We start from the raw sequence: 26,386 nt of genomic DNA, 5'->3' as shown, positions 1-26,386 counted from the left end.
CGGTCTTTTTTTGCCCGGCCCGGCCGCGCCTTTTTGCTTCGCATAAATCTATGGATACGACCATTCAGGAGAACAATTACATGGTGAATGACCTGGCGGCCAAAAGCCACCAGGAACAATACCCCGGCGCCGTGCTGCGCGCCGATACCCTCGACCACAACCGCTTCCTCTTCACTTGCCAAAACGGCGTGCGCTTGCTGCTGCACGTGCTCAGCGACAAAATCCTACGCTTCCGCTACCTCACCGACGGGCCGCTGAACTCGGATTTTTCCTACGCCGTGCCGGCCGATGCCACCACCCGGCTGGCGCCGGCCGTGGTCGAATTCCGCGAGAAGCCCGACCACTACCGCCTCACCACGGCCCGCCTCATCTGCATTATTCAGAAGGAAACGCTGAAAACCCGCGTGCTCGACCGCTCCGGTACCATTCTCTCGGACGACGAAAAGGGCTTCCACTGGGAGTACGACTACGACTCGGGCAACGACATCGTGAAGATGAGCAAGCAGGTGCCGCCCGGCGTGCACTACTACGGCCTCGGCGACAAGCCCGACAACATGAACCTGCGCGGCAAGCGCTTCACCAACTGGGGGTCTGATACTTACGGCTACACCAAGGGCTCCGACCCGCTGTACAAGAACATTCCGTTCTACCACGTGCTGCACCAGAAAATTGCCCACGGCATTTTCTTCGACAACACCTTCCGGGCCAGCTTCGACTTCGCGGCCGAGCGCGCCGACGTGACCAGCTTCTGGGCGCAGGGCGGCGAGCTGAACTACTACTTCATCTACGGCCCCACGCTGATGGAGGTGACCCAGGAATACACCCTGCTCACCTGCCCGCCCGAGCTGCCGCCCCTCTGGACGCTGGGCTACCACCAGTGCAAGTGGAGCTACTTCCCCGAGAGCAACGTGAAGGAAATCACGAGCGGCCTGCGCGACCGCAAGATTCCCTGCGACGCTATCTACCTGGATATCGACTACATGGAGGGCTACCGCTGCTTCACCTGGAGCAAGGCGCACTTCCCTGAGCCCAAGCGCCTGGTGCAGGAGCTGAGCGACGATGGCTTCAAGTTGGTGGTCATCATCGACCCGGGCATTAAAATTGACCCCGACTACTCGGTGTACCAGGAGGCCATTGCCAACGACTACTTCTGCCGCCGCGCCGACGGCCCGCTGATGAAGGGTTCCGTCTGGCCCGGCCTCTGCAACTTCCCCGATTTCACCAACCCCGAGGTGCGCACCTGGTGGGCCGGCTTGTTCAAAGAACTCATCCAGGACATTGGCGTGAAAGGCGTTTGGAATGACATGAACGAGCCGGCGGTGTTTGAAAAAGGCACCTTCCCGCCCGATGTGCGCTTCCACTACGATGGCCACTGGGCCTCGCACCAGAAGGCGCACAACATTTACGGTATGCAGATGGCTCGCGCCACCAACGACGGCGTGAAGCAGTTCTGCTACCCCAACCGGCCCTTCACCATCACGCGCAGCACCTACTCGGGCGGCCAGCGCTACTCCTCGGGCTGGACCGGCGACAACATCGCCTCCTGGGAGCACCTCTGGCTGGCCAACATCCAGTGCCAGCGCCTGAGCATCTCGGGCTTCAGCTTCATCGGGAGCGACATCGGCGGCTTCGTGGACACGCCCACGCCCGAGCTCTACGCCCGCTGGATTGCGCTGGGCGCCTTCCACCCCTTCTTCCGCACCCACAGCTCCGGCGACCACGGCGACCAGGAGCCCTGGAGCTTTGGCGACGAGGTGACCGACCTGGCCCGCCACTTCATCGAACTGCGCTACCGCCTGCTGCCCTATATGTACACCACGTTCTGGCAGTACGCCACGACCGGCACGCCCATGCTGCGCCCGCTCACCTTCCTCGACCAGAACGACACCGAAACCTACCTGCGCATGGCCGAATTCGGCCTCGGCGACAACCTGCTGGTGTGCCCCATCACCCAGCCCGGCGCCGAGGGCCGCTGGATGTACCTGCCCCGCGGCGACTGGTTCTACTACTGGACCGACGCGCCCACCAGCGGCGGCGCCGAAGTCTGGGCCACCGCCGACCTCACCCGCATCCCGCTTTTCGTGAAGGCCGGCGCCGTGCTGCCCATGCAGCCCGTGCTGCAATATGTGGGTGAAAAAGTCATCGACGAGCTCACCCTGCACGTCTACTACAAAAACGGCACCCTCGAAAGCGTGCTCTACGACGACGGCGGCGAAGGCTACGGCTACCAGGAAGGCCAGCGCACCCTGCGCCGCTTCACCGTGGCGGGCTCGCCCACCGATTTGGTTATCACCCAGGCCATTGAAGGCGATTTCCAGCCCAGCTACGCCACCTACCGCGTGGTGCTGCACGGCGTGGCCGGCCCCATCGAAGTCACCACCGACGGCCAGGCCGCCCAGGTAACGGAAGCCACCCTGGAAACAGGCTTGAAGTTGCCCAGCCTCGTGGTGCCGGTCGGCTTCGGTGAGGTGCGCGTGCGCGTGGTGCCGCCAGTGGCGGAGAAGGAGAAAGTGGCGGTTGTGTAAGGCATTTGATAACGTGTTTCGCTATGCCGCCAAAAGCTTATGCAGAAAGAGCAATTTGCAATCAATCTTCAAGCAGCTGTCCAGTCAACATTGTCTTTGACCAGACAACTATGCTGGAACAGAATTTCTGATACTGTAGACTTCGTCATTCGGCCAGATAATCTCAATGACGAGGCTCCTTATTTGAGTTTGTTTGAATGGGAGCGTTTTCAGGCTCGGAAGCAGGAAATAGGGCAGCATCTAACAGCCGCAGAAGTAGTAGAGCGGTTATGGGTAGCGCAAAAGGTGCCGGCATACGTCAACATTTCTGTTTGCGATGCTACATTCAAGAAGGCTACCTTGGAGCTATTTATTGACCGACGTTTGCGTCAAGATATTTCAGATATCTACCATGAGCGAGAGGGGTACCCGCCATTTCATGTTGCAATACCTATTCCACCCTATGTTTCGCTTATGTCACATAAAACCAGATTTCATAGCAACTGGCAGCGGTGGCCGTGGCGAATAGGATTAGTCCTGTGGCAAATGTGGTGGAAGTGGTTTTGCCAAAAGGAAAGGTTTGTTTAAGGGAGTTGTTTACTGATGTAGTGAGCACCTAAAAAACCAAAACAGGGCACTCCACGGAGTGTCCTGTTTCGTTCCTGCCTACTTTGCCCTTTCGACTGGGGCAGATTCAAAGCGGCGGACGCTTCCGGCATCGTCATAACCCGCGTACTGAGTAATAACAGAGCGGACCTAATTGCTGCTGAAAATACTTTGGAGTGTTTGCCCGCGGCTCAAATAACCAAAGCCACGCGGGAAACGGCGCCGGCGAGGGTAGATAAGGCGGTTGCTTCGGCTACTGTGGCCGCTTGAGATTCCTGATTGTTCCTTTCAGACAATACGATGAACGCAATTACTGTCCTGGCCGGCTTGTGGAGCGCCGCCTTTTTCGGGGCCACCAAAAAAGAGCCTGCATCGACGCTTGTTGTGTCTTATGGCGCCGTTGGATGTACGTGTACCCAATGGGTTATTAATACGAAGTCATTCGTGAAATACCCGGAATACATCTATCTGGAAAGAAACAAGGCGACTCTTGCAGAAGCTGATGACTTGTGGGACGGGAATAATATTCCACTTCAGCTTCGTGTAAAGGGATATTTCAAGCTGGGGAAAGGAGTTCCGGCGAGATTCATGACCGCGCGATACCTGACGAGAGGTCGACCTGACCCGGCAAGAATATTTTGCTATACCTCCTTCACTGTGCTAAAAAACGGCCATCGAACCCGCTGAATTCCGGGTATCCGCCGCCTCGCTTACAAATACGCCAGCCACCAGTACGTGTGGGTTTGCTTGAAGCGCTGGTACCAGCGGCACGGCCAGTACATCAGCACCACCACTGTGGCCCACACCAGGTAGGCCCGGGCCAGGCTGGGCACGTAGCCGGCGGGCCAGTCCTTCACGTCGGCAAAGGCCAGGTTGATGGCTTTGCCAAAAGCCACCGTTGTCCACGCCCAGGCCGTGAGGCTGAGGAGCGAAAAGTGCCCGATGTAGTAGAAAAACGGCACCTGCCCAAACGTGCGCAGTATCCGCGCCAGCCCGCCGGTGGCCGTTTCGGCCCAGCTGAGCAGCAGCAGCGACACGCCCAGCGTGAGGCTGACGAAGAGCAGCGACGGCGGCGACTTTGTGACGTTTAGAAACGAGAGCGCCGTGTGCAGCGGGCCCTGCGGCTGCGCGCTCCAGGGCTGCGGGTCGCCGTACCAGTTGGTGGCCCGCAGCACCAGGAAAAGCACCAGCAGACCGGCCCCGGCCCAGCGCAGGCGCCGGTTGCGCGCCGGCAGCGGCAGCCTAAACCACGGCCCCAGCACGTAGCCGGCCAGCAGCACCCCCAGCCACGGCCCCAGCGAATAGCCCACCAGCGCCGGCTTGCCCAGCAACGGCAGCACAAACGGCCCGTTGCAGAGCAGCGCCCACCCGGCGTTGGCCGGCGTCACGGGCGCGATGTTGGGCACCAGGTTGTGGCCGAACACGATGGCCGCCGCCAGCGCCGCCAGCGCCCAGCGTGGCAGCCAGCGTAGCCCCGCCAGCAGCACCAGGCCCGCCCCGATAACATAAATCACGAGCAGCAACAGCAGGTCGTGGCTCCAACTGATGACGAAGGTGAGCAGGACTACTTCCAGGAAAATGAGCCACAGCCCCCGCGTGAGCAGAAACCAACTCACGGCCGCCCCATCCTGTCGCTTCTGCTCATACAAATACACGCTGCAGCCCGACAAAAACACAAACGTGGGCGCGCAGAAGTGCGTGACCCAGCGCGTGAGAAACAGCAGCGCCGGGGCGTGGGCCACGTCTTCGGGACGCACCGGGAAGGGGCTCCAGAAATCGCGGGTGTGGTCGAGGGCCATGATGACCATCACCAGGCCCCGCACCACGTCGAGGGCCTGCACGCGGGGCGTGGCGGCGCGGGGCAGCACGGCCGGCGCCGCAAGGGTAGCATTGGAAGACATCGACGGGTGGGATTAAAGTGAGCTGGAGCAGAATGAGTTGGCCCGGCAGGCGTTCGGCAAATATGGGATGCAGCGCGCACTTTGCCTGAGCCGCGTCCGCTGCTAGAGGGCACGGGTGTAAAAGCCAGTTGAGAAAATCGTTTTCCGAGTCATGCTGAGCGCAGCCGAAGCATCTCTACCGCACAAGTAATTCATTTACTACTGCAGTAGAGATGCTTCGGCTGCGCTCAGCATGACGTTTTGTGGTCATTTTCCTCCGTTTCTCACTTGGCCCAAGTGTGGCCCAGGGTTGTACTTTTTCGGAAGGATAACGCCTCCTAAATTGCCTGTAAGTTCTTATATTTAAGCACCAAACTATTCTTTTTCAGCCTCATTATGCGTCAACGCTACTCCCTGTTGCTGGCCCTGGCCTTGCCCGGCGCCGCCTTTGCCCAAACCAAGCCGGCCGCGCCCGACCAGGAGTTCACCCGCTACCAGGCCACCCGCAGCAGCCGGCCGCATGTATACGTGGGCCTGCAGGCCGCCATGCCGGTTTATTGGCGCGAACTGGCCGCGCGCGACCAAACCATGGACTGGGACCTGCTGGCCGCTTTCGCGGGCGTGCGCTTCAACGACCGGTGGGCCGCGCAGGTGGGCCTCAACCTGGGCGGGTTTGGGCATTCGTACGATATTATTCCCGGCGTGACGGGCCCCGGCGGCCCGGGCATGCCCACGGGCACGGGCCGCTTCAGCGGGCGGTTTGGGGCCGTGCCGGTGCTGGTGCGCTTCAGCCCGGGCTGGCAGCTGGCCCCGCAGTGGCGGCTCGAAGCCTTTGCCGGCGCCACGCCCCAATGGCAGCAGTTCGATACGCAGGAAGCCACCGCGCTGCCCGGCCAGCCCTTGCTCGAAACCGCCAGCCGCCAGCGCACCACCAGCCTCTACGCCACGGCGGGGGTGGCCGGGGCAGTGGCCGTAGGGCCAGGCGCCGAAATCGTGGTAGAAGCCGCCCTCAACCAGCGCTGCTACAGCAGCGGCGCCGCGCCGTATGAAGCGGCGCTGGTGCCCATGGCCGGGGCCAGCTTCCGCTACCGCTTCGGCAGTCGGCCCGGGCGCACCAGCTACTTGTAGCGCGGTTTTTCGCGCTGGATGGGCCGGTAACCCGCAAAATTTTTGCCTCTACGGCAATAGTGTTTGCGGCCAAACGTTACGCCTCATGTCCAGTATTCATTCAAGGTAAATGAATAAAGCCGGGCGGCAAGAACGAATAGAGCCTTGAAAGCTACACGCCTTGGGTGGCGCGTGATTACCAATAGACGCTGCAATGAAAAGGCTTTTGGTAGTTTTGCTGCTCCTGTACCTACCCGCGCGGGCCCAGCACCTTGCCGCGCACAAGGTCCCAGCGCACGAGGAGGGCGTCAACGTTATCGCCGTGGCCATGCCTGACAGCGGCGCCGTGCTGCTGGAGCGGGTGGCCCGGGTGTTGCTGCAACAGGGCTACCTGATAAGCTCCCGCGACCAAACCACGCTGCAGCTAACGACCGAGCCCCAGCCGCTGCATGGCTGCAGGTGCGCCGCTACGTTTCAGGTGACGGTGATGGGGCACGCCGCGTTGTTGTCGGGCGTGGTCAGCCGGCCCCTTTCGTCCTTTATAAGCCCGCTTTACTACTCAGCATTCAGCCACGTTGCCTTCCAGAATCTCGACTATGTAGCCGAGGCCTGGTCGTTGCTCGAAACCATTGCGCATGGGCTATCCGACGAGGCAGTGTACTTTCAGCATCCTTAAAACAACGGGTTTCGTTTATTTCCACATCTTCGCCCGGCTTCACTTCAAGGGTTAAAGGCTGTTGCCCAATAAATCGACCCGTTGCTAAAGCGGCAGCGAGATGACGAACTCGCTGCCCTGCCCGGGCTGGCTTTCTGCGGTGAGGGTGCCGCCGTGGCCCTGAGTCACGATGTCGTAGCTCAGCGAGAGGCCCAGGCCCGTGCCCTGGCCGGTGGGCTTGGTAGTGAAGAAGGGCTGGAAAATCTTGGCCAGCACATCGGCAGGCATGCCCGTGCCGTTGTCCTGCACCCGGATTTCGAGCTGGCTGCCCACTTGCCGGGTGCGCACGCGCACGGTGGGCGCGTAGCCGGCCTCACCGGCCTGCTGGCGCTGGCGCACGGCGTAGAAAGCGTTGCCGAACAGGTTGAGCAGTACCCGGCCCAGGTCGGTGGCCACCACGGGCACCCGCGGCAGGGCGGGGGCGAGGTCGGTTTCGAGGGTGGCGTTGAAGGATTTGTCGGCGGCGCGCAGGCCCTGGTAGGCCAGCCGCAGGTACTCGTCGGCGAGGCGGTTGAGGTCGGCGGGGGCGCGCTCGCCGGCGCTGGTGCGCGAGTGGTCCAGCATGCCGCGCACGATGGCGGCGGCCCGGCGGCCGTGGTGGCAGATTTTGGTCAGGTTCTGGGCCACGTCGCCGGCCAGGGCTTCCACTTCCACGGTGTCGCCCACGGCCTGGGCTTCCTGCAGCTCGGCCACCAACTCGGCGCTCACATCGGCAAAGTTGTTCACGAAGTTGAGCGGGTTTTGAATCTCGTGGGCAATGCCGGCCGTGAGCTCGCCCAGGCTGGCCATCTTCTCGCGCTGAATGAGCTGGGCCTGCGTAGTGCGCAGCTCCGTGAGCGAGTTGTTGAGCTGGTCGCGCTGGATTTGCAGGTCCTGTTTCTGGCGGCTCACCAGCTGGCCCAGGCGCTCGGAGCGGCGGAAGGCGAAGTAGAGCACGGCGGCCAGGCCCAGCAGCCCCGCCACCCCACCCAGCAACACCCACGACACGAGGCGTTGCTGCCGGGCCCGGGCTTCGTCGCGCAGCTGGGTTTGGCGCAGGCCGGCAATGCGGGCCGTTTGGGCGCGGTCGGCCTGCTCGGCTTCGTACTGGGCCACGTGGAAGTTGCCCTGGTTGGTTTCCAGGGTATCGGCCAGGGCCACGGCGGCCAGAGCGAAGTCGGCCGCCGGCCCGGCCTGCCCCTGCTGCCGGTAGCAGCGGGCCAGCTCGCGCAGGTAGGCCAGGCGCAGGGGCCGGCTCTGGCTGATGAGGGACTGGCGCAGGGCTGCTTTCCAGCGCTGTGCGGCCCGGGCCGGCTGGCCCAGGGCGGCGTAGTAGCGGGCCCAGGTAGCATCCAGCTCAAAGGCCCCCTGCGGGCTGTTCAGCGGCATCTGCAGGGAATCGGCTATCTGCTGTGCCTGCTCCAACAGCGGGCCTGCTTCGTCCGTCCGGTGTTGGGCCAGCAGTATCGTGCTTTTCAGCAGCAGCCCGTAGGCACGGTCCGACAGTACTTCGATGGGGTTCGATTTCTGGGCCACCAGGGCGCTGTCGGCGTAGCGCCAGGCCGCCGGGTAGTTTTTGTCGTGCAGGGAAATGGCGGCAATGCTCCGGTAGATAAAGGAGGTGGATTGGTTGCGGTGCGGCACCCGCAAGGCCAGCCGCAGGTATTGCAGGGACTTTGAGAAGTTGCCCCACAGGGCATAGTTGGCGCCCACCACCTGCAGCTCATTGAAGTACCACCCGGTGCTGAAGCGCCGAAACCCATCGGCGGAGCGCAGGTAATTGCTCACCGCCTGGTTGTAGTCGCCGCGCGAAACGTAGTAGCCGCCCAGCCCGTGGTAGCAGGCGGCGGCGCTGTGCAAATCGCCCCGCTTCAGGTAGTAAGCCAGCCGCGCCTCGTAGAAGGCCCGCCGGGCCTCCGGCTGGTTCAGGCGGTTGTAGTACTGGCGCAGGTTGACCACCAGCTGGGGCACGGACCGGCCGAGGGAATCGAACGCGGCCAACGCCACTTTCAGGGTGTCGAGCGCGGCGGCGGGCTGCGCGGCGGCTAGCCGGACCCCGGCCAGCACATGGGCATAGGCCGTGCGCTCGGGGCGTTTCAGCCGGGCCGTTAAGGCGGCCAGCTCCTGCACCTCGGCGCCGTTCGTGCCATCCTCAAACGTCAGGTCGACGAGGTGCAGCAGGGTACGCAGGCGGGCCGTGTCGGAGTGCTGCCCGGCCAGCACTTTGCGTAGCGAATCGGGCGGGGCGTCCCAGTACCGGAACGAGGCCGCCATCGGGGTTTGGGCGGCCAGCGGCCCGTGGCCCAGCAGCACCAGCAGGCAGAAAAGTGGAGCGAAGCGCAGTAGACGAGTGGCCATAAAGAGCAGTAAGCAGACAATTGACAAACCTACATACTAATAGGTTAGGATTGAAAGAGTATCCGTTTGGACGGAACCCGCCCCGCAGCCTTATAAAAGGAAAGCGCCATTCGCCCCGATGGATTGGTGAAGTGCCGCGCTTGTGCGTCATTTGCGGCTTAGCCTTCCCACCCATCCATGCCCGGCACCGTCATCCAAACCATCGGTATCTACAAGCTGCTCGTACCGCTGAAAGAGCCCTTCATCATTTCGCTCGGCCCGCTTACGGCGGTCGAAAACATTGTGGTCGTCATTCGCACCGCGGGCGGCCTGGTGGGCTACGGCGAGTGCAGCCCCTTTCTCACCATCAACGGCGAGAGCGTCGATACCTGCTTCATTGTGGGCCAGTACTTTGCGCCGGCCCTGCAAGGGCGCGACGCGCTGGACCTGGCCGGCAACCTGGCCGAGCTGGACCGCATCATCTACGGCAACAGCAGCATCAAAAGCGCCTTCGATATTGCCCTGCACGACCTCGCGGCCCAGCACGCCGGCCTGCCGCTCTACGAATTCCTGGGCGGCAAAAACGATAAAATCCTCACCACCGACATGACCGTGAGCCTCGGCCCGCCCGCCAAAATGCAGGCCGACGCCGTGCGCTTCCAAGAGGAAGGCTTCCCAGCCATCAAGGTGAAGCTGGGCGGGACCCTGGACGATGACGTGGCGCGCATTCGCGCCATTCGGGCCGGCATTGGCATGGCACACCCGTTGCGCATCGATGCCAACCAGGGCTGGCACACGGCCGACCACGCCATTGCCGTGCTCCAGGCGCTGGCCGAGTTCAACATCGAGCACTGCGAGGAACCCATTCTGCGCCAGCATTTCATGGAGCTGAGCCGGGTGTCGGCCGCCTCGCCCATCCCCATCATGGCCGACGAAAGTTGCGGCGACGAGTACGACGCCGCCCGGCTCATCCAGCTGCAGGCCTGCCAGATGCTGAACATCAAGCTGGGCAAGTCTTCCGGCTTCCACCGGGCCCAGAAGATTGCGAAGCTGGGCGAAGCCGCCGGCCTCACGCTGCAAGTGGGCGGCTTCCTCGAATCGCGGCTGGGCATGACGGCCGCCGCCCACCTCGCCCTGAGCAACCCGGCCATTCACCACTGCGATTTCGACACCCCGCTCATGTTCACCGACGACCCCGTGCTGGGCGGTTTCCGCTACGGGCCGGGCGGCCTGATTGAGATGCCCACCGGCCCCGGCCTGGGCGCCACCATCGACGAGGACTGGCTGCGCCGGGCCGAACAGGTTCATTTCTGATGCGGCCGCGCGTGAGCATCCGGCTGCTGCTGTGGCTGAGTTTCCTGCTGGGCCCGGCCGCCCCCGCCGCGGCGCAATTCCGGCCGAACGGCCTGCGGCAAGTGTTGCGTCACGACAGCGCGGGCCTGGGCCGCGTGCTGGCCCGCCCCGACAACTACCGTTTGCAAATCCAGTACACCCGCATTCGGCGCGATGCGGCGGGGCGGCCGCATTTCCGCACCACCACTTATCGGGTGCGGCCCCGCGAGTACTTCTACCCGGCCAGCACCGTGAAGCTGGCCGCCGCCGCGCTGGCCCTGCAGAAACTGCGCGATATCAACAGCGTGAAGCAGTACGCTTTCCACGGCCAGATTCCGCCGCTCAACCCCGATTCGCCCATGCTGACGGATTCGGCCTTTGCGGGCCAAACGCGGGTGTGGCGCGATACCAGCAGCGCCAGCGGCCGGCCCACCGTGGCCAATTATGTCCGCAAGGCGCTGCTGGTGAGCGATAATGACGCCTTTAATCGCCTCTATGAATTCGTAGGGCCCGAGGAGCTTAACCGTGAGCTGGCCCGCCTGGGTCTGCACCACAGCCGCCTGCAGCACCGCCTCTCGGTGGGCGACCAGGAGCCCGGCAGCCGCCACCTCAATCCCATCCGTTTCTACGCCGACACGGCGGCTACACAGATGCTCTACCAGCTGCCGGCCCGCTATGACGCCGCGCCCTGGCCGGCCTTGCACCTGCGGGGCGAAGCCATCGGCAACGCGTATGTGAAAGGGGCCAACGTGGTGCCCGGCCCGCTCGATTTCAGCCAGAAAAACGCCTTTTCGCTGCCCGACCAGCAGCGACTGCTACAGGCCATTCTATTTCCCGAAACCGTGCCGCCGGCCCGGCGTCTGCGCCTCGCGCCCGAGGATTATGCGCTGCTGCGCGAGGCGATGTCGCAGCTGCCGCGCGAGAGCCGGCACCCGCGCTACGACGTAGCGCACTACCCCGATACATACGCCAAATTCCTGCTGGGCGGGGCCGGGCTCGCGGCGCTGCCGCCGGGCGTGCGGGTGTTCAACAAAATCGGGCAGGCTTACGGCTTTCTCATCGACAACGCCTACGTGCAAGATGAATCCCACGGCGTCGAATTCCTGCTCAGCGCGGTGCTCTACGTGAATGCCGACGGCGTGCTGAACGACGATAAATACGAGTACGACGCCATCGGCTTCCCCTTCCTGCGCGACCTGGGCCGCCGGGTGTATGAGGCGGAGCTGCAGCGCGCCACGGCGGCGCAGAAGTAGCCTTAGAGCGGGTAGGACGACGCTTCCAGGCCGTCATGCTGAGCGCAGCCGAAGCATCGCTATTCAATACTAATTAATTACTTGCGCGGTAGAGATGCTTCGGCTGCGCTCAGCATGACGGCCAGAATATTTTCCTGTACCTATTACAGAAACCGCGCTTTTAGCTCCGGGGTGGGCAGCCAGCAGCTTTCCTGGCGCCCAAACCAGCGGTAGCGGTGCCGGGCCACGAAGCGGTAGACGGCATCACGCCAGGCGCGGGGCAGCACTTCGGCCAGCGCCGCCACCCGCCAGATGCCGCCCAGGCCGCGCGCAATGCGCAGCACCGCGCCGGAGTGCGAATACAGGCGCCCGCCGTTGAGCAGCACCACCGAGTCGGGGTCGGCCGTGAGGGCAGCGGGCGCCACCCCGTGGGCGGCCAGCAAGGCCCGGCCGGCCTCGCTTTGCAGGGCGGCGAAACGGAAACGGCCCGCCGCGTCGTGGCGAATGACGAACTGCACGAAGCCGTTGCAGAGGTTGCACACGCCGTCGAATAAGATGATGTCGGGAGGGGAGGAGGGAAGCATAAAGCAGGGCGCTGGCCCGGGCATAACGCCGGAATGCGCCGGTGTGTTCGGCCTTCCAGGGTAAGCTCGTGTGCAACCATGCGCCCCCAGGCGCGGTACAGAAGATTCCTTCCCTGAATAAGAACGAATGATGAACGAGCACCCGGGCTTCTGGGGCGTGCTGAAGCGCCCTTTTGTGCTCGATTTGCGGGCGCTGGCCTTGTTGCGTATGGCTACGGCCGTGGTGATACTGGTCGATTTGGCCATTCGCAGCACCGACCTCGAAGCCCATTACGCCAACTTGGGCGTGCTGCCCGTGCCCGCCCTGATGGAGCACGCCTGGACGCCCTACCAGTTCTCGCTGCACGCCGCCACCGGCCTGTGGCAGGGCGAGGCGGTGCTGTTTTTGCTGGCGGCCGGGGTGGCCGGCGCGCTGCTGCTGGGCTACCACACGCGCCTGGCCACGGTGGCCTCGTGGGTGCTGCTGGTGTCGCTGCAAAACCGCAACACCCTCATCGGCCAGGGCGGCGACGACCTGCTGCGCATGCTGCTCTTCTGGGGCATTTTCCTGCCCTGGGGCCGGGTGTGGAGCCGGGATGCGCGCGACCGGCCCGCCCCGGCGCGGCTCGACTACTTCAGCGCCGCCACGGTGGCCTACGTGGTGCAGCTGGCGCTGCTGTACTGGTGCACGGCCCTGCTCAAAAACGGCGCCGAATGGACCCGCGACGGCACCGCGCTCTACTACGCCTTCAGCCTCGACCAACTGCTGCTGCCCGGCGGCCGGCTGCTCTACCCGCACCCCGATTTGTTGCGTTTCCTCACCTTCGGGGCCTATTTCACGGAGCTGTTGCTGCCGTTTGCGCTGTTCGTTCCGGTGGGGGTGCGGTGGTGGCGGCTGCTGGTGGTGAGCGTGCTGTTCGGGTTCCACCTCACCATCAGTCTCACCCTGTACGTGGGCCTGTTTTTCCTCATAAACTGGGCGTCCATCATCGGCCTGCTGCCGCCGATGGCGCTGGACTGGCTTGCGCGTCGGTTCAGCTCGCAGGCGCCGCGGGTGCGGCGCTGGCAGGGGCGCCTGCCCGCGTGGCAGCTGCCGTGGCGGCTGCACCTGGAGCGCAGCCGCCCGCCCACGGCCGCCGGTCAGCGGCACGTGCGCGTGGTGCGCGATACCTTCGTGGCCGTGGTGCTGGCCTACGTCTGCTTCTGGAACCTCGACGACGTGGCCGTTATCCGCCCGGCCACCGGCGGACTGCTGGCGCCCGTGCGCTGGCTGGGCTACTTGTTTCGCATCGACCAGCACTGGGGCATGTTCGCGCCCGTGGTGTTCAAGGACGACGGCTGGTATATCCTCGAAGGCACCACCACCAGCGGCAAAGTACTGGATTTGAACCGCGACGGCGCCCCGGTGCGCTACGCCAAGCCGGCGGCCGTAGTGGCACTATTCAGGAACGACCGGTGGCGCAAGTATTCCGAGAACTACCTCTTCGTGGATAATGCCTGGATGCGGCCCTACTACTGCAACTACCTGCTGCGCATCTGGCACGAAAACCCCGCGCACGCCCCGCTCCGCCACCTGTCGGTGGTGTACATGAAGGAGGTTTCTTTGCCCGACTACCGTGTGTCGGAGCCTACCCGTGAAGTGCTCTGCGACTGCGAGTTGCCGGCCCAAAGCCAAGCATCGGGCGCTGAGTAAAAAAAAGAGAAGAGAAATAAAAATACGTGTTTGTGCGGGGCAATACGGGCACCCCGCACCCAAAATGTCCGTATACCCGAAGGCCTATTTTGGCATTCTCTCCACATTTCCTGTTTATGAAACGCAAATTGTTTACTGTGCTCTCGGGCGCACTCTTGTGCTCGTCGCTCACAATGTTTAGCGCCTGCACGGCTTCTGAAAATGTCGATTCTTCCGGTGGCACCACGCCGAAAACTACCGGCGGCACTACCTCGGCCAGCGACATCAATGGGGTTCCGGCCGGCAGCGCCAGCCCCCGCGGCACCACCAATGGCACCACTACCTCGGGCACTACCACCTCCGGAACTACTACTTCGGGTACGACGACCTCCGGCTCCACTACCTGATTTGCTACCCCTTGCTTTTTGTCAACAGGGCCATTTCTTTCACGGATTTGGCCCTGTTTTTTTCGTGATTGAAGCGTGCCCGAATTAAATAAAGCCCGTCATGCGGAGCGCCGTCGAAGTATCTGGCGTGTGGCAGCAAACAGTGACTGGCGCGGTAGAGATACTTCGACGGCGCTCCGCATGACGTCTTGCCTGTTGCCCCTTGTGGATTAAGCGCCCCGCTACGCCCACTGCTTGAGGTACTGAAAAACTTCCGGGTGCGTGAGCAGCCCGCCGTGGTGCTGCTGGCCAAACACGGCGGTGCGCACGTTGGCGCCGGCGGGCAGGGCCGCCTCGTCGCCAAAGGTGGCGTGGCCGCGGGCGCTGCCGTGGCCCACCAGCCCGTCGCCGAAATACTCGCGCAGGGCCGAGGGGCGCGTGGCGCGCAGCCACGAGCCCATCAGAATGTGGTATTGCACGCCGGGCAGCGGCGGCACGGGCGTGCGCGGCGGCGTGAGGTCGTTGGCGTGGGCGTCCTGCCAGTCCTCATCCACCAGAATGGAGTAGCGCAGGTCCTTGATGCCGTTGCTGCGCTGGTTCAGCGCCTTGCTCAGAAACCGCGTGGGAAACAGGTTGATGCGTTCCAGCAGCCGGGCCGTGAGGTGGGAGTTCTGCTCCAGCCACGAGCCGTCGTTGGGCGTGCCGATGAGGAAGATGGACCGCAAATGGGCCAGCCAGGGCGCGGCTTCCAGAATGGGTTGGTTGATGATTTTGGGTTGCTTGGTTTCGGCTTGCAATGCCTCGCCAAATTCCTTTAGCCGGCCCACGCCGCTGCCATAATGCCCCGCCGAGCGGATGATGAGCCCGCCCATGCTGTGGCCCACCAGCACCAGCTCGCCGATGGCGTCGGGCCAGGTGTTCACCAGCTCGGTGAGGAGGCGGTTGAGTTCGCGGCCGTTTTCGGAGAGGTGCAGCCCGGAATTGAAGCGCACGTAGAGGGCGCGGCAGGGCAGTTCTTCGGCTAGGCGCGGGCCGTAGCGGCGGCTGGTGGGCGGGTCCTGGAAGCCGGTTTGCCAGATGAGCTCGTCGCCCATCAGGCCGTGCACAAACACCACCGTTTTCTGGTGCGGCTCGCTCAGGCGCAGGTCGGCCACGGTCACGTCCTGGCCGCCGCGCCGGAAGCTCATCCGGATGGCGCGCTTGTCGAAGCGCGCGGCCAACTGGTCGCCGAGGGCGCCGTTGAGCACCGGCAGAAAAAAATGCTGGTGCGCCTTACCCGAGCGCACGAGGTAGCCGGCACCGCGCACCGGCAGCAGGGCCGCCCGCCCCACGGCCCCAAGGGCCCGGCGAAAGCGGGAAGGCGAGGGCGAATCGGAGTCGGCCATGAGCAGAAAGAGGGGCGCGCGGCACGCGCGGCTCCCGAAAGTAACGCCCCGGGCGGTATTGGGTTGGCCTTCCGGGCGAAATCACCGTACTTTGTGTGTCCAATTCCCCGACAGACCTACGACCTACTTCATGAAGCTTTCTTCTCGTCCCGCCCTGGCCCTGCTGCTGGGCACCGCTTTGGCCGCCACCCTTTCTTCCTGCGACTACCGCTGGAGCCCCGGCGAAAACCAGCAGTTCAAACACGGTTTCACCGGCACCCCCGGCTGGCACAACTCGGACGTGAACCGCGACAGCATCAACAACCAGCAGAAGGTAACGGCGCCGAGCGGCACCGGCTCGGCCACGGCCATCAAAAATGGCACCGTGCAAGACAAGCTGAACTCGGCCCCGGCCGGCGCCAGCGCCACCGGCGGCCAGGACGCCAGCGGCCAGATGGGCACACCCGAGCAGGCCCAGGCGAAAAAATAACGTTTCGTTTCAACGAAAATCCAGAAAAGCCCGCTGCCGTTCCGGTAGCGGGCTTTTTGTGTAAGAAACAAGTGCCATCAAAAAGGCTTATTCCGAGCTTATCAGGCCACAGCCGGCCGGTCAGGCCGCCGTCGGCTGGAGGCCCCGGCCGCGCCGGGTGCTGCGGCGGCCTGACCGGCCGGCCAACGCTACTTTGCGGACTCGTCCATGAATGAATTCATCACCAGCGCCAGCGCGCGCATGCCCGTGCCCGGGGCGCCTGAAGCGCCGCCGGTACCGCTGGGCGCGCGGCCGGCCCGCCATTTGGCCGGCATTGATGCCCTGCGGGCGGTGGCGGCCCTGAGTGTCTGCCTGTTTCATTTTTCGAGCGGCACGCTGCCGGGGCTGGAGGTGCCGGCCGTGCGGGCAGCGTTCGCGCCGGGGCACCTGGGCGTCGAAATGTTTTTTGTGATTTCCGGCTTTATCATCCCTTATAGCCTGGTGGTCAGCCGGTACCGGCTGGCTGATTTCCCGCGCTACTGGCTGCGGCGCGTGGTCCGCATTGTGCCACCGGCCTATTGCTTGCTGCTGCTGGTGGTGGGACAATGGGTTTTCCTCGCCCACGGGTTCCACAATGCCACGTACAGCCGCCTGCTGGCCGAGCTCAGCTGGTCCCAGATTCTACACAACGTGCTGTTCACTGTTTCGCTCACGCCTTCCAGTTGGATGAGCGGGATTTTGTGGACGCTGGCGGTCGAGCTGCAGTTTTACCTGTTCGTGGGGCTGCTGTTTCGCGGGCTGTTTGTGCGGCAGCCGTGGTGGTTCGTGCTGGGCTTCGTGGCGGCGGGCCGGCTGCAGTACCAGCCGGTTTTCGACCACCTCTATTTTTTCCACTACAGCAGCCTGTTTGCATTGGGCGGCGTGGCACTGCTGTGGCAGCAGCGCCGCCTGCCGGCTTGGGCGGCCGTGGCCAGCGCGGTGCTGTTTGGCGCGCTGGCGTTTCGGCAATTGGGGCTTTATGCGGCCCTGGTAGGCGTGGGCACGGCCGGGGCCATTACGGTTCTGCAGGTGCGCGTGCCGGGGCTGTCCTACCTGGGCCGGTTTTCCTACTCGCTCTACCTCGTGCACACCCTCGTTGGCACCACGGCCGCGCTGGCCCTGGAGCAGCTGTTTCCACCCGACTCAGCCGCCGGCAAGCTGGGGCTGGCCGCCGTGTGCCTGGCGGTGGCGGTGGCTGGCACTGCTGTTTTTTACCGGCTGGTCGAAGCCCCTTTCGTGCGCCTGGCCCGCCGAATCGGGCGCTAGCCGGCGTTTCGGCCTACAGTGGCACCGGCGGCTGGCCCGGCCGGGCGTAGCCGAAACGCACCGGCGGCGCCACGGCGTGGTAGCCGTCGAGGCCGGAAATGGCGGCGGTGGCCAGGGCCGCGAGGTCGAGGGTGCCGTCTGCGCGCAGGGCTTCGTCGCGCACGTAAACATGCTCCACGGTGCCCACCAGCAGCATGGTGCCGTTGCTGATGGCGTGCTCTTCGAGCAGCCGCAGGCCGATGCTGAGCGGGCTCTCGGCCACGTAGGGCGCGGCAAAGCCGTCGCGGTAGACGGCCGTGAAGCCGCAGGCGTCGAACTCCGAAACCTCGTCGGGGAAGTTGGCCGAGGTGTAGTGGGCCTGAGCGGCCAGGGCCTCGGGCACGTGGTTGAGGGTGTAGCAGCCGCTGGCTTTCAGGTTGGCGTAGGTGTGGCGGGGCACGGTGGTGGGGCGCGTCACGATGCCGAGCAAGGCCGGGTCGGAGCCCAGGTGCAGGGCCGAGCTGAACACGGCCAGGTTGGTGTGGCCATCGGGCGCGGCCGTGCCCACCAGGTTGGCCGGTTTGAAGCCCGGCAAGCCGTTGACGAGGTTGAGGCGGTAGATTTTATCGAAAGCCTGGATGTCGGCGGCGGTGAGGTGGCGCATGTTCGGAGCGGAATGGTGGGGATTCGGCAGTAGGGGCACTACCGCTGGGTGGGTCAATTGTTCGGCCAGATGGGGCATGCGTATTTCGGGCCTACCTTGGGGCGTCGTTGTTACCTGGCTTTATTCTGCGAATAAATATGCGTTTTCTATTACGGCTGCTAGGCGTGTTGCTGCTGGTGCTGATAGTGATTTTGGCAATCAATACCTGGCGCCTGCCCTCGCATCAGCTGGGCGCTGTGCCGGCGGCTGCGCCGGTGCCCGTGGCCGATTCGGCCCTGGCCCGTCTGGCCGGCGCGGTGCGGATACCCACGGTTTCAACGACCGATTACGCCCAGACCGACACGGCCCAGTTTGGCCGCTTTGGCCGCTACCTGCGGCAGTCGTTTCCGAAAGTCTTCGCCCAGCTGAAGCTCGAAAAATTCAACGACTACGGCCTGCTCTTCACCTGGCCCGGCCGCAATGCTGCGCTTAAGCCCGTGCTGCTCGTGGGCCACTACGACGTGGTGCCCGTGCTGCCCGGCACCGAAGGCAAGTGGGCCCGGCCGCCCTTCGCCGGGGTGCAGGCCGGCGGCTACCTCTACGGCCGCGGCGCCTTCGACGACAAAGCCAGCGTGCTGGCCCAGCTCGAAGCCGTGGAGTACCTGCTCGGCACCGGTTTTCAGCCCACGCGCACGCTCTTGCTGGCGTTTGGGCACGACGAGGAAACGCTGGGCCGCCGGGGCGCGGGCGCCATTGCGGCCGCCCTGCGCCAGCGCGGCACCCGGCCGGAATTCGTGCTCGACGAAGGCGGCCTGGTGAAAACCGACGGCGTGGCCGGCATCAAAAAAGTGGTGGCACTGGTGGGCATCAGCGAAAAAGGCTACCTGAGCCTGGAACTGACGGCCACCGGCCGGGGCGGCCACTCGTCGATGCCGCCGGCCCAAACGAGCATTGGCATTGTGGCGGCCGCCGTGGTGAAGCTGGAGCAAAATCCCTTCCCGGCCCGCCTGGAGGGCGGCGACGACCACCTGCTCGACTACCTGGCCTCGGAGGTGCCGCTGGGCCAGCGCGTGGTGTTTGCCAACCGCTGGCTGTTTGCGCCCCTCATCAAGAAAATTCTGGCGGGCACGGCTTCCGGCAATGCCACGCTACGCACCACCACGGCCGCCACCATTTTCCGGGCCGGCGCCAAAGACAACGTGCTGCCCATTGATGCCACGGCTACCGTCAACTTCCGCCTGCTGCCCGGCGACTCAGCGGCCGGCGTGGTGCGCGAAGTGCACCGCATCATCGACGATGCGCGCGTGGCCGTGAAAGTGGTGGGCCGGCCCAACGCGCCCTCGCCGGTATCGGACCCCGATGCGGCGGCGTTTCAGCGGCTGCACCGCACCATCCGTAGCGTTTTTCCGGAAGCCATTGTGGCGCCCTACGTGGTGGTGGGGGCCACCGATGCCCGCCAATACGCCGACCTCAGCCCCAACGTGTACCGCTTCCTGCCCGTGCAAATGAACCAGGAAGGCATCGACGGCATGCACGGCACCAACGAGCGCCTGCCCGTGCAGCACTACCCCAAAATGGTGCAGTTTTACGCCACTCTCATTCGCAATAGCCAGTAAACGAATGGATTCTAATGGGTGGCAGGGCGCCGGTCGAGGCACAGCCGGTTGTGCTGGCAGTGCAGCACCAGTGCAAACAGAAACAGGCCGTACACCAGCTGCGTGCCCACGGTATCCCACTGTTCCAGCAGGCTGCTGCCGAACACCAGCGCCGTCATCAGCAGCAAGGCCGCGGCCAGCGCCGGGCGCGTAAACAGCCCGATTATCAGCAGCAGCCCGATGCTGCCCTCCACAAACGGCAGCACTGCCGCAAACGGCCGCACCAGTAGCTCGGGCAGCATGGAGTTGGCAAATTGCTTCACCATGCCCGCCTGAAACGCGGCCAGCTTGGGCAGGCGCACCAGAAAATGCGTCAGAAAAGCCACGCCCATCAGCAGGCGGCCCAGCACGAAGGCCAGCTCAGGATTGGTCAGGTTCAGCATAAATTCCCTTACGAGCCGGGCGGTGGTTGAGTGTAGCGCGGACTTTTAGTCCGCGAATAGCTGGTTGCGCGCAGTGCCGTTCACTCGCGGACTAAAAGTCCGCGCTACAGTTCACCGCTCCAGCTTGAAGCCGGGCTCCCGGGCCGGCGGCGCCGTGCGGTTGGCCACGGCCCAGCCGGTGAGGTACATCCAGCGGGTCATGCGCGTGAGCTTGGCGTAGTCGATGCGGCTGGCTTCGTCGCGCGGCGTGTGGTAGTCCACGTGCAGCAGCGAGGTGTACATGATGGCCGGGATGCCCAGCCGCGCGTACGGCAGATGGTCGGAGCGGAAGTACCAGCCTTCGGGGTGGGTGGGCTTGTCCCACTCGGTATCAAGCTTGAACTTGGGGCCGGCTTGGTTGGCCGCCAGGGCGGTTCGCACGAGGTCGGAAGAGTTCAGGTGGGGCGGGGTCGAGCCCAGCAGGGCGGCGCTGTCGGGCGCGTTGCGGCCCATCATCTCGGCATTCAAAACCGCCACAATGGACGACTGCGGCACCGTGGGGTGGGCCGAAAAGTACGTCGAGCCAATCAGCCCCCGCTCTTCCGAACCCTGGTACACAAACAGCGCCGAGCGCCGCCCCGGCTGCTGCTTGAAGGCCCGCATGATGGCCAGCAGGGCCGCGCAGCCGGTGGCGTTGTCGTCGGCGCCGTTGTAGATGGAGTCGCCGGCCACGGGGGCGCGCACGCCGTCGTGGTCCTGGTGGGTGCTGAAGAGGACGTACTCGTTTTTGAGCTGCGCGTCGGTGCCGGGCATTTTGGCCACGATGTTGACGGACGGGTACTGGAAGCTCTCCACCTTCAGCTCGGCGGTGAGCTGCTGGCCGGCCTGCTGCACCCAGCTGGCCGCGCTGGCGGGCAGCCACACCACCGGCGGCGTGCTCACCACGCGGGTGGTGGCCGCGCCGGGCAGGCTGTAGCGGCCTCGCTCGTAAATGTGGCTCCAATGGTCGTACAGCGCCTGCTGTTTCGGGTCCGATACAAACACCACGGCTACCGCGCCAGCCTTCACCAGCTCGCCGGCCTGCCCCACAAACTTGCCAGACACGTAGCGCCGGTAGCTGATGCCGTCCGTCGGCGCGCCCGCAATCTGGACCGCCACGGCCTTGCCTTTGATGTCAACCTTGGCCAATTCAGAAGCCGAACCGGTGCCTACGTACACCAGCGGCGCATTCACGCTGGCGTTGGTGGGGGCTGTCACCGCTCCGTCCTCATTCAGCTTAATCTCGTGGCTGCCAATGCGCAGGGTGCTGCTTTTGCTCAGGCGCGTGCGCTGCAGGTTGAACCACTGGAAATAAGTGCCGTCGTCGCCGGCCGGCAGCATGCCGGTAGCCCGAATCTGGTCGGCCAGCCATACGGAGGCCTTCAGCTCATCGAGCGTGCCGCCCTCGCGGCCCCGAAAGTGGTCGCCGGCCAGCGCAAACAGGTCGCGCTTGATGTCGGCTTCGCGGATGGCGCTTTCGGCGTTGGCGGGCTTGGCAGCGGGCTTCTTCTGAGCGGTGGCAGTGAATGGAGCCGCTAGCGTAAGGCTAGCCAATAGCAGTTGAACGGTAGTTTGAAAAGGTATTTTCATGTGGGGTTAAAGCAAGGATAATCCAGTTTGTTCAAACCACGTAGGCGCAGGACGTATCCCTATGCCCTTCGATTCACCGCCCCGGCGCATTTGGCGCCAAGTACTGGTCAAGCCAGTCCAGCCACAGGCGGTTCCACTCAGCGCTGCGCACGGGGTCGCCGGGCACGTGGGCGGCGATGGGGAAGGCTACGAAGCGCACCGGGACGCCGTTGTCTTTCAGGGCGTGGTACATTTTGTACGAGTTGCTGATGGGCACGCGGAAGTCGCCCACGTTGTGCAGAATGAGGGTGGGCGTGCGCCAGCGCGTGGCCCGCGACAGCGGCGACTGCACCCGGTAGTGCTCCAGATTGGCGGCGCTCAGCCAGGGCGACGGGCCGTAATGGCCGGCGTTGGCGATGTTGTTGTCGCTCAGGTTATAGCTGTCCAGCAAATCGACCACCGAAGCCGCTGCCACCGCGCAACGCCAGCGGCGCGACTCGCCCATCAGCCAGGCCGTCATGAACCCGCCGTAGCTGGCGCCCGACAGCGCAATGCGGCTCGTATCGACCCAGCCGCGCCGTTCCAGTTCGGCAATACCCGCCAGCACGTCGCGCCCCGGCCCCGCGCCCGCATCGTCGCGAATGGCCCGCTGGAAAGCATAGCCCAGGTTATCGGAGCCGCGGTAATTGGGCTGAAATACCACGTAGCCGTGCGCCGCCACCGCCTGCCCCAGCCCGTAAAACGCCGCCCGCGAGGCGTTGGACGGCCCGCCGTGCATCATCAGCACCAGCGAGTATTTTTTGGCGGGGTCGAAATCGGGCGGGTAGGTGAGGATGCCGTCGGGCCGCAGCTGGTCCGACTGCCACTCCACGGCTTCCATGCGGCCCAGAGCCAGCGCGGCGGTTTCGTGGTTGAAATCGGTGAGGCGGCGCGGGGCGGCGGTGGGCGAGGCCAGGTAATACAACTCGGCAGGCCGGCCCGGCTCGTTGGCCGTGACGGCTATGGCGTTGCGCCGGCCCACGCTCATCTCCACCCAATAACTGCCGTTCGGCGACACCGGGCCCAGTTTCAGCTTCCGGCTTTTGCCATCCAGCCCCTGTTGCCAGATGGAAACCGTAGGCCCGTCGTTGCCGCCCACAAACAGGCTTTTACTATCAGGGCTCCACAGGGCGCGCTGCAAATTCCGGTCGAGCGCCCGGCAGAGGTGGCGCGCCGGGCCGCCCGCCGCCGGCACCACGTCAAACTCCAACGATTCAAAAAACGGTGGCTCGCGCGGCGTCTGATAGCTCAGCCACTTGCCGTCGGGCGAGTAAGCGGGCAAATCGACGCGATGCGGGGAGCCGGGCAACTCGCGCAGGGCACCGGTAGCTACATCCAAGGTGTACACGGCCGTTTCCTGGTCGCCGGTTTGGGCACTGGGGCGCAGCACACAGGCCAGCGTGCGGCCATCGGGTGCCCAGGCGAAGGGGGCGGAAGAATCGTCGGGCAAGCTGAGCGGGCCGCTGGTGAGGCGCCGGGCGGGCTGCCCATCGGTGGCCGAAACCAGCCAGATATGGTCGGGTGCGGGCGGCGCGGTGGCGGTCACGCTGCCGTTGCCCACCTCGAAGCTGTCGTTGCCGCGGGCCACTTCCGCCGCGTTGGCCGGCGCATCGGCGGCCGAGTAGGCGAGGGCCGTACCAGCCGGACTCCAGCTATACAATTGCACGTTCTCAACGGCCGTGGTCAACTGACGCACTTCGCCGGAAGCCAGGTTCTGTACGAAAAGCTGGGTGTGCGCCTCCTTGCCCGTGCCGGTGCGCGCCAGAAACGCCACCCGGTCGCCGGTGGGCGCCCAGCGCGGCTGCTTCACGGTGGGCCGGCCAGCTACCAGCACGCGCTGCCGGCCACTGGCCACGTCCATCAATACCACTTCGGCCTCGTTGCGGTTGGTACTGAGGTTGGGGCGCGACACCACCACCAGAATACTTTTGCCATCGGGCGAGAGCTGCGGGTCGCCCACGTTCACCACGCGGCTGATGTCGGCCAGCTCGAAACGGCGCTGAGCCGGGCTGAGGCGGGGCAGGAGCAGTAAAAGCACCAGCAGCCCGAGAAGCTGGAATGACGGAAACGGTTTTGGGTGAATGATTTGCATAGCCGTTTTGGAGGAAAAGAGAAGAACGTCATGCTGAGCGCAGTCGAAGCATCTCTGCCGCAATAGTAAACCCAATCGAAAGGATTACTTATTGCGGGCAAGATGCTTCGGCTGCGCTCAGCATGACGCTCTTTCCTGACCTAACTACCGCTCCTTACTGCACGGCGTTGCGCGGGTCGGGCTTCATCTTTAGTTCGTAGTCGTGCGGGGCGTCGGCGCCGGCCAGGTTCTGCACGAAGTAGTCCCAGCGGCGGCGCGTCATGTAGGGCGAATACTGGCCGTAGCCGTGGCGGGCGTTCGGGAATACCACCAGGTCGTAGCTTTTGTTGGCTTTGGTGAGGGCTTCCACCACCAGCATGGTGTTATAGGGCGGCACGTTGTCGTCCATCAGGCCGTGGGCCAGCATGAGTTTGCCTTTCAGGTTTTTGGCGAAGCTGGCGTTGTCCTGCTTATCGTAGCTGGTGGTGCCGTCGGCGTTGGTTTTGAGCAGGCCGAGGTAGCGCTCCGCCCAGTCGTCTTCGTAGTTGCGGTTTTCATGGTTGCCCGATTCCGAGATGCCCACTTTGAAGAAATCGGGGTAGCGGAACATGGCCGCCGCCGTGGCATACCCACCGCCCGAATGGCCCCAGATGCCGGCCCGGTCCAGGTCGATGTAGGGGTATTTCTGAGCCAGCTGGCGCATGCCCGTCACCTGGTCCGAAAGCGTGTTTTCGGCCATGTTGCCGTAGCAGGCGTCGTGGTAGCTCTTCGAGCGCAAGGGGTTGCAGCTGCCCTCAATCACCACCACCACAAAGCCCAGCTCGGCCAGCGCCTGGTGGTCGCTGCGTGCGGCCGAGAACGACCAACTGCCCACGCCGCCGCCCTGCGGCCCCGGGTAGATGTAGTTGATAATGGGGTACTTCTTGCTCGGGTCCAGGTTCGAGGGCGTGAACATCAGGCCGTACAGGTCAATCTGGCCGTCCTGGGCTTTCACCGTGATGGGCGTGGGGGCCTTCCAGCCGGTGGCGGTGAGGCGCGAGATGTCGGTTTTCTCCAAGGTCGAAATCAGCTTGCCGTCGGCGGCGCGTAGCACCGTCACGCCCGGCTTGTCGGGCTGCGAATAGGTATCCACGAAGTAGCGGCCCGAGGGCGATACCATCACCTGGTGGTTGCCGGCTTCGGGCGTGAGCAGGGTGAGGTTTTTGCCATCGAGCCCCACGCGGTAGAGGTGCGTGAAGTAAGGGTTGCCAGATTCGCGGCCATCAGCCAGGAAATACGCCTGGCGCTTCGCCTCGTCCACGCTCAGCAGCTGCGTCACCACAAAATTGCCCTTGGTAATCTGGTTCTTCACTTTGCCGCTGCCAGCGTCATACAGGTACAGGTGGCCCCAGTTGTCGCGCTCCGAGTACCAAACTATTTCCTTCTTCTTGGGCAGGTAGCGCCAGTTAATCGCGCCCTGGCCCGACTCGTACTGCGTGGCCACGCTTTCGCTGAATACATCGCGCACGGCGCCGGTGGCGGCATCGGCCACCCGCACTTTTTCTTCCTTGTGGTCGCGCGAGGTCGACACAAACGCCAACTCGCGGCCGTCCGGGCTCCAGTCCACGTCATCGAAGGTGCCGCTGCTCGAAATATCATCCGAGAGCGAGCCGCGGTGCGGGTCGGGCGCCATCTGGAAGCGCACCACTTTCGCGGGATTTACTTCGATGACGACCCGCTCAATCATGGCAATGTCCTTGTCGCCGGGCAGCGGGTATTTCCAGCTTTTCAGCGTCGGGTGGCCCACGTTGGTGGTCACGAGGTACATGTCGCCCACCTGGCGCTGGTCCTGCCGGAAGGTGGCGATTTTGCGCGAATCCGGCGACCAGCGCAGCACCGGCTTGTCGCTGTGCGTCCAGCCGGCGTTGTCGGTGGCGTAGCCGTAGTCCTTGGCGCCGTCGGTGGTGAGCTGGGTGCTTTGGTTGGTTTTGGTGTCGCGCACCCACAGGTTGTCGTCTTTGATGTAGGCAGCCAGCGTGCCATCGGGCGACTCTATCTCGTTCTCCGCATTGGGGCTGGGCTTGGCGGCCGGCGCGGTATCGGGGCTCAGCTGGCCGCTGGCCAGGTCGTATTTCCAGCTTTTGCCGCCGGCCGTGAAGGCGATGGATTTCTCATCGGGCGCAAACGAAAAGGTGCGGAAAGGCAGCCGGCTGCCCTCGTAGCTTTTGCCGCTGGCCGTGGAGAGGGCGGCGGCGAGCTTGGCGTGGTCGAAAGCCGGGACGCGGGTTTTGCGGGCCGGGTCCACGAGGATGAACTCGCTGCCTTGGGCCGTCATCGTGCGGTACCAGAACCGGTCGCCCGCGAGCCAGTTGGGCTGGCCGGCGCTGTGGTCTATCAGGGCCTGCGTGTTGTAGCCCAGGGCGCGCTCGGCGCGGGCGTAGTCCTCGGCCGTGCGCACGGGCCGCTGCTGGGCTCCGGCAACGGCCGAAACAAAAAAGGTCGCGGCCGTGACAAGGGCCGGTACGTACTTGGGCATAAGTGAGCGGAGAAAAATAGGGGTGGGCATCGATTGAAAGAGGAAAGGTAGCGCGGTTTGCCC

21 protein-coding genes are annotated in these 26,386 nt (G+C 64.3%); 12 read left to right on the top strand and 9 right to left on the bottom strand.

The features are described 5' to 3' along the window. Positions 1 to 50 precede the first annotated feature (50 nt). The 3 genes from Q4S41_RS22375 to Q4S41_RS22365 all read left to right on the top strand — a co-directional run bounded on the left by Q4S41_RS22375 (position 51) and on the right by Q4S41_RS22365 (position 3,797). Positions 51 to 2,525, top strand: a complete 2,475-nt coding sequence (locus tag Q4S41_RS22375) for a glycoside hydrolase family 31 protein (RefSeq protein ID WP_305033368.1) — start codon at positions 51 to 53, stop codon at positions 2,523 to 2,525. A gap of 39 nt (positions 2,526 to 2,564) precedes the next feature. Further along, positions 2,565 to 3,092 carry a hypothetical protein gene (locus Q4S41_RS22370; protein WP_305033367.1) on the top strand — a complete coding sequence of 176 codons (528 nt, stop codon included), beginning with the start codon at positions 2,565 to 2,567 and terminating at the stop codon, positions 3,090 to 3,092. Between the two features lie 318 nt (positions 3,093 to 3,410). Then, positions 3,411 to 3,797 carry a hypothetical protein gene (locus tag Q4S41_RS22365; protein ID WP_305033366.1) on the top strand — a complete coding sequence of 129 codons (387 nt, stop codon included), beginning with the start codon at positions 3,411 to 3,413 and terminating at the stop codon, positions 3,795 to 3,797. A gap of 23 nt (positions 3,798 to 3,820) precedes the next feature. Here the strand turns inward: Q4S41_RS22365 and Q4S41_RS22360 are convergent, their stop codons facing one another. Then, positions 3,821 to 5,011: a DUF1624 domain-containing protein gene (locus tag Q4S41_RS22360; protein WP_305033365.1), complete on the bottom strand. Its 1,191-nt coding sequence runs from the start codon at positions 5,009 to 5,011 to the stop codon at positions 3,821 to 3,823. Between the two features lie 375 nt (positions 5,012 to 5,386). On the opposite strand from Q4S41_RS22360, the gene Q4S41_RS22355 reads away from it, so the two are divergent. Beyond that, positions 5,387 to 6,118, top strand: coding sequence for a hypothetical protein (locus tag Q4S41_RS22355; protein WP_305033364.1), 732 nt, complete (start codon positions 5,387 to 5,389; stop codon positions 6,116 to 6,118). Between the two features lie 193 nt (positions 6,119 to 6,311). Further along, positions 6,312 to 6,773 (top strand): hypothetical protein, encoded by a 462-nt coding sequence (locus Q4S41_RS22350; protein ID WP_305033363.1) that lies wholly within the window; start codon positions 6,312 to 6,314, stop codon positions 6,771 to 6,773. A gap of 84 nt (positions 6,774 to 6,857) precedes the next feature. Here the strand turns inward: Q4S41_RS22350 and Q4S41_RS22345 are convergent, their stop codons facing one another. Then, on the bottom strand, positions 6,858 to 9,149 hold the full coding sequence (locus Q4S41_RS22345; RefSeq protein WP_305033362.1) for an ATP-binding protein: 2,292 nt from the start codon (positions 9,147 to 9,149) through the stop codon (positions 6,858 to 6,860). A gap of 177 nt (positions 9,150 to 9,326) precedes the next feature. On the opposite strand from Q4S41_RS22345, the gene Q4S41_RS22340 reads away from it, so the two are divergent. Beyond that, a complete protein-coding gene (locus tag Q4S41_RS22340; RefSeq protein ID WP_305033361.1) occupies positions 9,327 to 10,442 on the top strand; it encodes a mandelate racemase/muconate lactonizing enzyme family protein in 1,116 nt (371 codons plus the stop codon). Further along, positions 10,442 to 11,713: a serine hydrolase gene (locus Q4S41_RS22335; protein WP_305033360.1), complete on the top strand. Its 1,272-nt coding sequence runs from the start codon at positions 10,442 to 10,444 to the stop codon at positions 11,711 to 11,713. The genes Q4S41_RS22340 and Q4S41_RS22335 overlap by 1 nt, the downstream gene beginning before the upstream one ends. A 143-nt stretch (positions 11,714 to 11,856) precedes the next feature. Here Q4S41_RS22335 and Q4S41_RS22330 read toward each other — a convergent pair whose 3' ends face one another. Further along, positions 11,857 to 12,276: a thiol-disulfide oxidoreductase DCC family protein gene (locus tag Q4S41_RS22330; protein ID WP_305033359.1), complete on the bottom strand. Its 420-nt coding sequence runs from the start codon at positions 12,274 to 12,276 to the stop codon at positions 11,857 to 11,859. A 127-nt stretch (positions 12,277 to 12,403) separates the two neighbouring features. Here Q4S41_RS22330 and Q4S41_RS22325 point away from each other — a divergent pair, with 127 nt between their 5' ends. Both Q4S41_RS22325 and Q4S41_RS22320 read left to right on the top strand, forming a co-directional pair. After that, positions 12,404 to 13,948 carry an HTTM domain-containing protein gene (locus Q4S41_RS22325; RefSeq protein WP_305033358.1) on the top strand — a complete coding sequence of 515 codons (1,545 nt, stop codon included), beginning with the start codon at positions 12,404 to 12,406 and terminating at the stop codon, positions 13,946 to 13,948. A gap of 116 nt (positions 13,949 to 14,064) precedes the next feature. Beyond that, complete coding sequence (locus tag Q4S41_RS22320) at positions 14,065 to 14,334, top strand: hypothetical protein (protein ID WP_305033357.1); 270 nt, start codon at positions 14,065 to 14,067, stop codon at positions 14,332 to 14,334. A gap of 221 nt (positions 14,335 to 14,555) precedes the next feature. Here Q4S41_RS22320 and Q4S41_RS22315 read toward each other — a convergent pair whose 3' ends face one another. Further along, positions 14,556 to 15,698: an esterase/lipase family protein gene (locus tag Q4S41_RS22315; RefSeq protein ID WP_305033356.1), complete on the bottom strand. Its 1,143-nt coding sequence runs from the start codon at positions 15,696 to 15,698 to the stop codon at positions 14,556 to 14,558. 130 nt (positions 15,699 to 15,828) lie between these two features. Between Q4S41_RS22315 and Q4S41_RS22310 the strand changes: the two genes are divergently transcribed. Both Q4S41_RS22310 and Q4S41_RS22305 read left to right on the top strand, forming a co-directional pair. Next, positions 15,829 to 16,167 (top strand): hypothetical protein, encoded by a 339-nt coding sequence (locus Q4S41_RS22310; RefSeq protein WP_305033355.1) that lies wholly within the window; start codon positions 15,829 to 15,831, stop codon positions 16,165 to 16,167. 207 nt (positions 16,168 to 16,374) lie between these two features. Then, positions 16,375 to 17,451, top strand: a complete 1,077-nt coding sequence (locus tag Q4S41_RS22305) for an acyltransferase family protein (RefSeq protein ID WP_305033354.1) — start codon at positions 16,375 to 16,377, stop codon at positions 17,449 to 17,451. A 13-nt stretch (positions 17,452 to 17,464) separates the two neighbouring features. Here Q4S41_RS22305 and Q4S41_RS22300 read toward each other — a convergent pair whose 3' ends face one another. Further along, positions 17,465 to 18,094: a flavin reductase family protein gene (locus Q4S41_RS22300; protein WP_305033353.1), complete on the bottom strand. Its 630-nt coding sequence runs from the start codon at positions 18,092 to 18,094 to the stop codon at positions 17,465 to 17,467. A 137-nt stretch (positions 18,095 to 18,231) separates the two neighbouring features. Here Q4S41_RS22300 and Q4S41_RS22295 point away from each other — a divergent pair, with 137 nt between their 5' ends. After that, the gene (locus Q4S41_RS22295) at positions 18,232 to 19,689 is read left to right on the top strand and encodes a M20 family peptidase (protein ID WP_305033352.1); all 1,458 of its coding nucleotides are present in this window, start codon (positions 18,232 to 18,234) and stop codon (positions 19,687 to 19,689) included. Positions 19,690 to 19,700: 11 nt separating this feature from the next. Here Q4S41_RS22295 and Q4S41_RS22290 read toward each other — a convergent pair whose 3' ends face one another. From Q4S41_RS22290 to Q4S41_RS22275, 4 genes are all read right to left on the bottom strand, one after another. Continuing rightward, complete coding sequence (locus tag Q4S41_RS22290; protein WP_305033351.1) at positions 19,701 to 20,111, bottom strand: MauE/DoxX family redox-associated membrane protein; 411 nt, start codon at positions 20,109 to 20,111, stop codon at positions 19,701 to 19,703. 111 nt (positions 20,112 to 20,222) lie between these two features. Beyond that, complete coding sequence (locus tag Q4S41_RS22285; protein WP_305033350.1) at positions 20,223 to 21,719, bottom strand: M28 family peptidase; 1,497 nt, start codon at positions 21,717 to 21,719, stop codon at positions 20,223 to 20,225. A gap of 73 nt (positions 21,720 to 21,792) precedes the next feature. Continuing rightward, positions 21,793 to 23,829, bottom strand: coding sequence for a S9 family peptidase (locus tag Q4S41_RS22280; protein WP_305033349.1), 2,037 nt, complete (start codon positions 23,827 to 23,829; stop codon positions 21,793 to 21,795). A 154-nt stretch (positions 23,830 to 23,983) separates the two neighbouring features. Beyond that, entirely contained in the window at positions 23,984 to 26,323 is a 2,340-nt protein-coding gene (locus Q4S41_RS22275) for a S9 family peptidase (RefSeq protein ID WP_305033348.1), read from the bottom strand. Positions 26,324 to 26,386 lie beyond the last annotated feature (63 nt).

The sequence above is a fragment of the Hymenobacter convexus genome (assembly GCF_030580955.1).
Taxonomy (GTDB): domain Bacteria; phylum Bacteroidota; class Bacteroidia; order Cytophagales; family Hymenobacteraceae; genus Hymenobacter.
The sequence above is the reverse complement of the archived record's forward strand: the minus strand, read 5'-3'. Positions and strand labels throughout refer to the sequence as shown.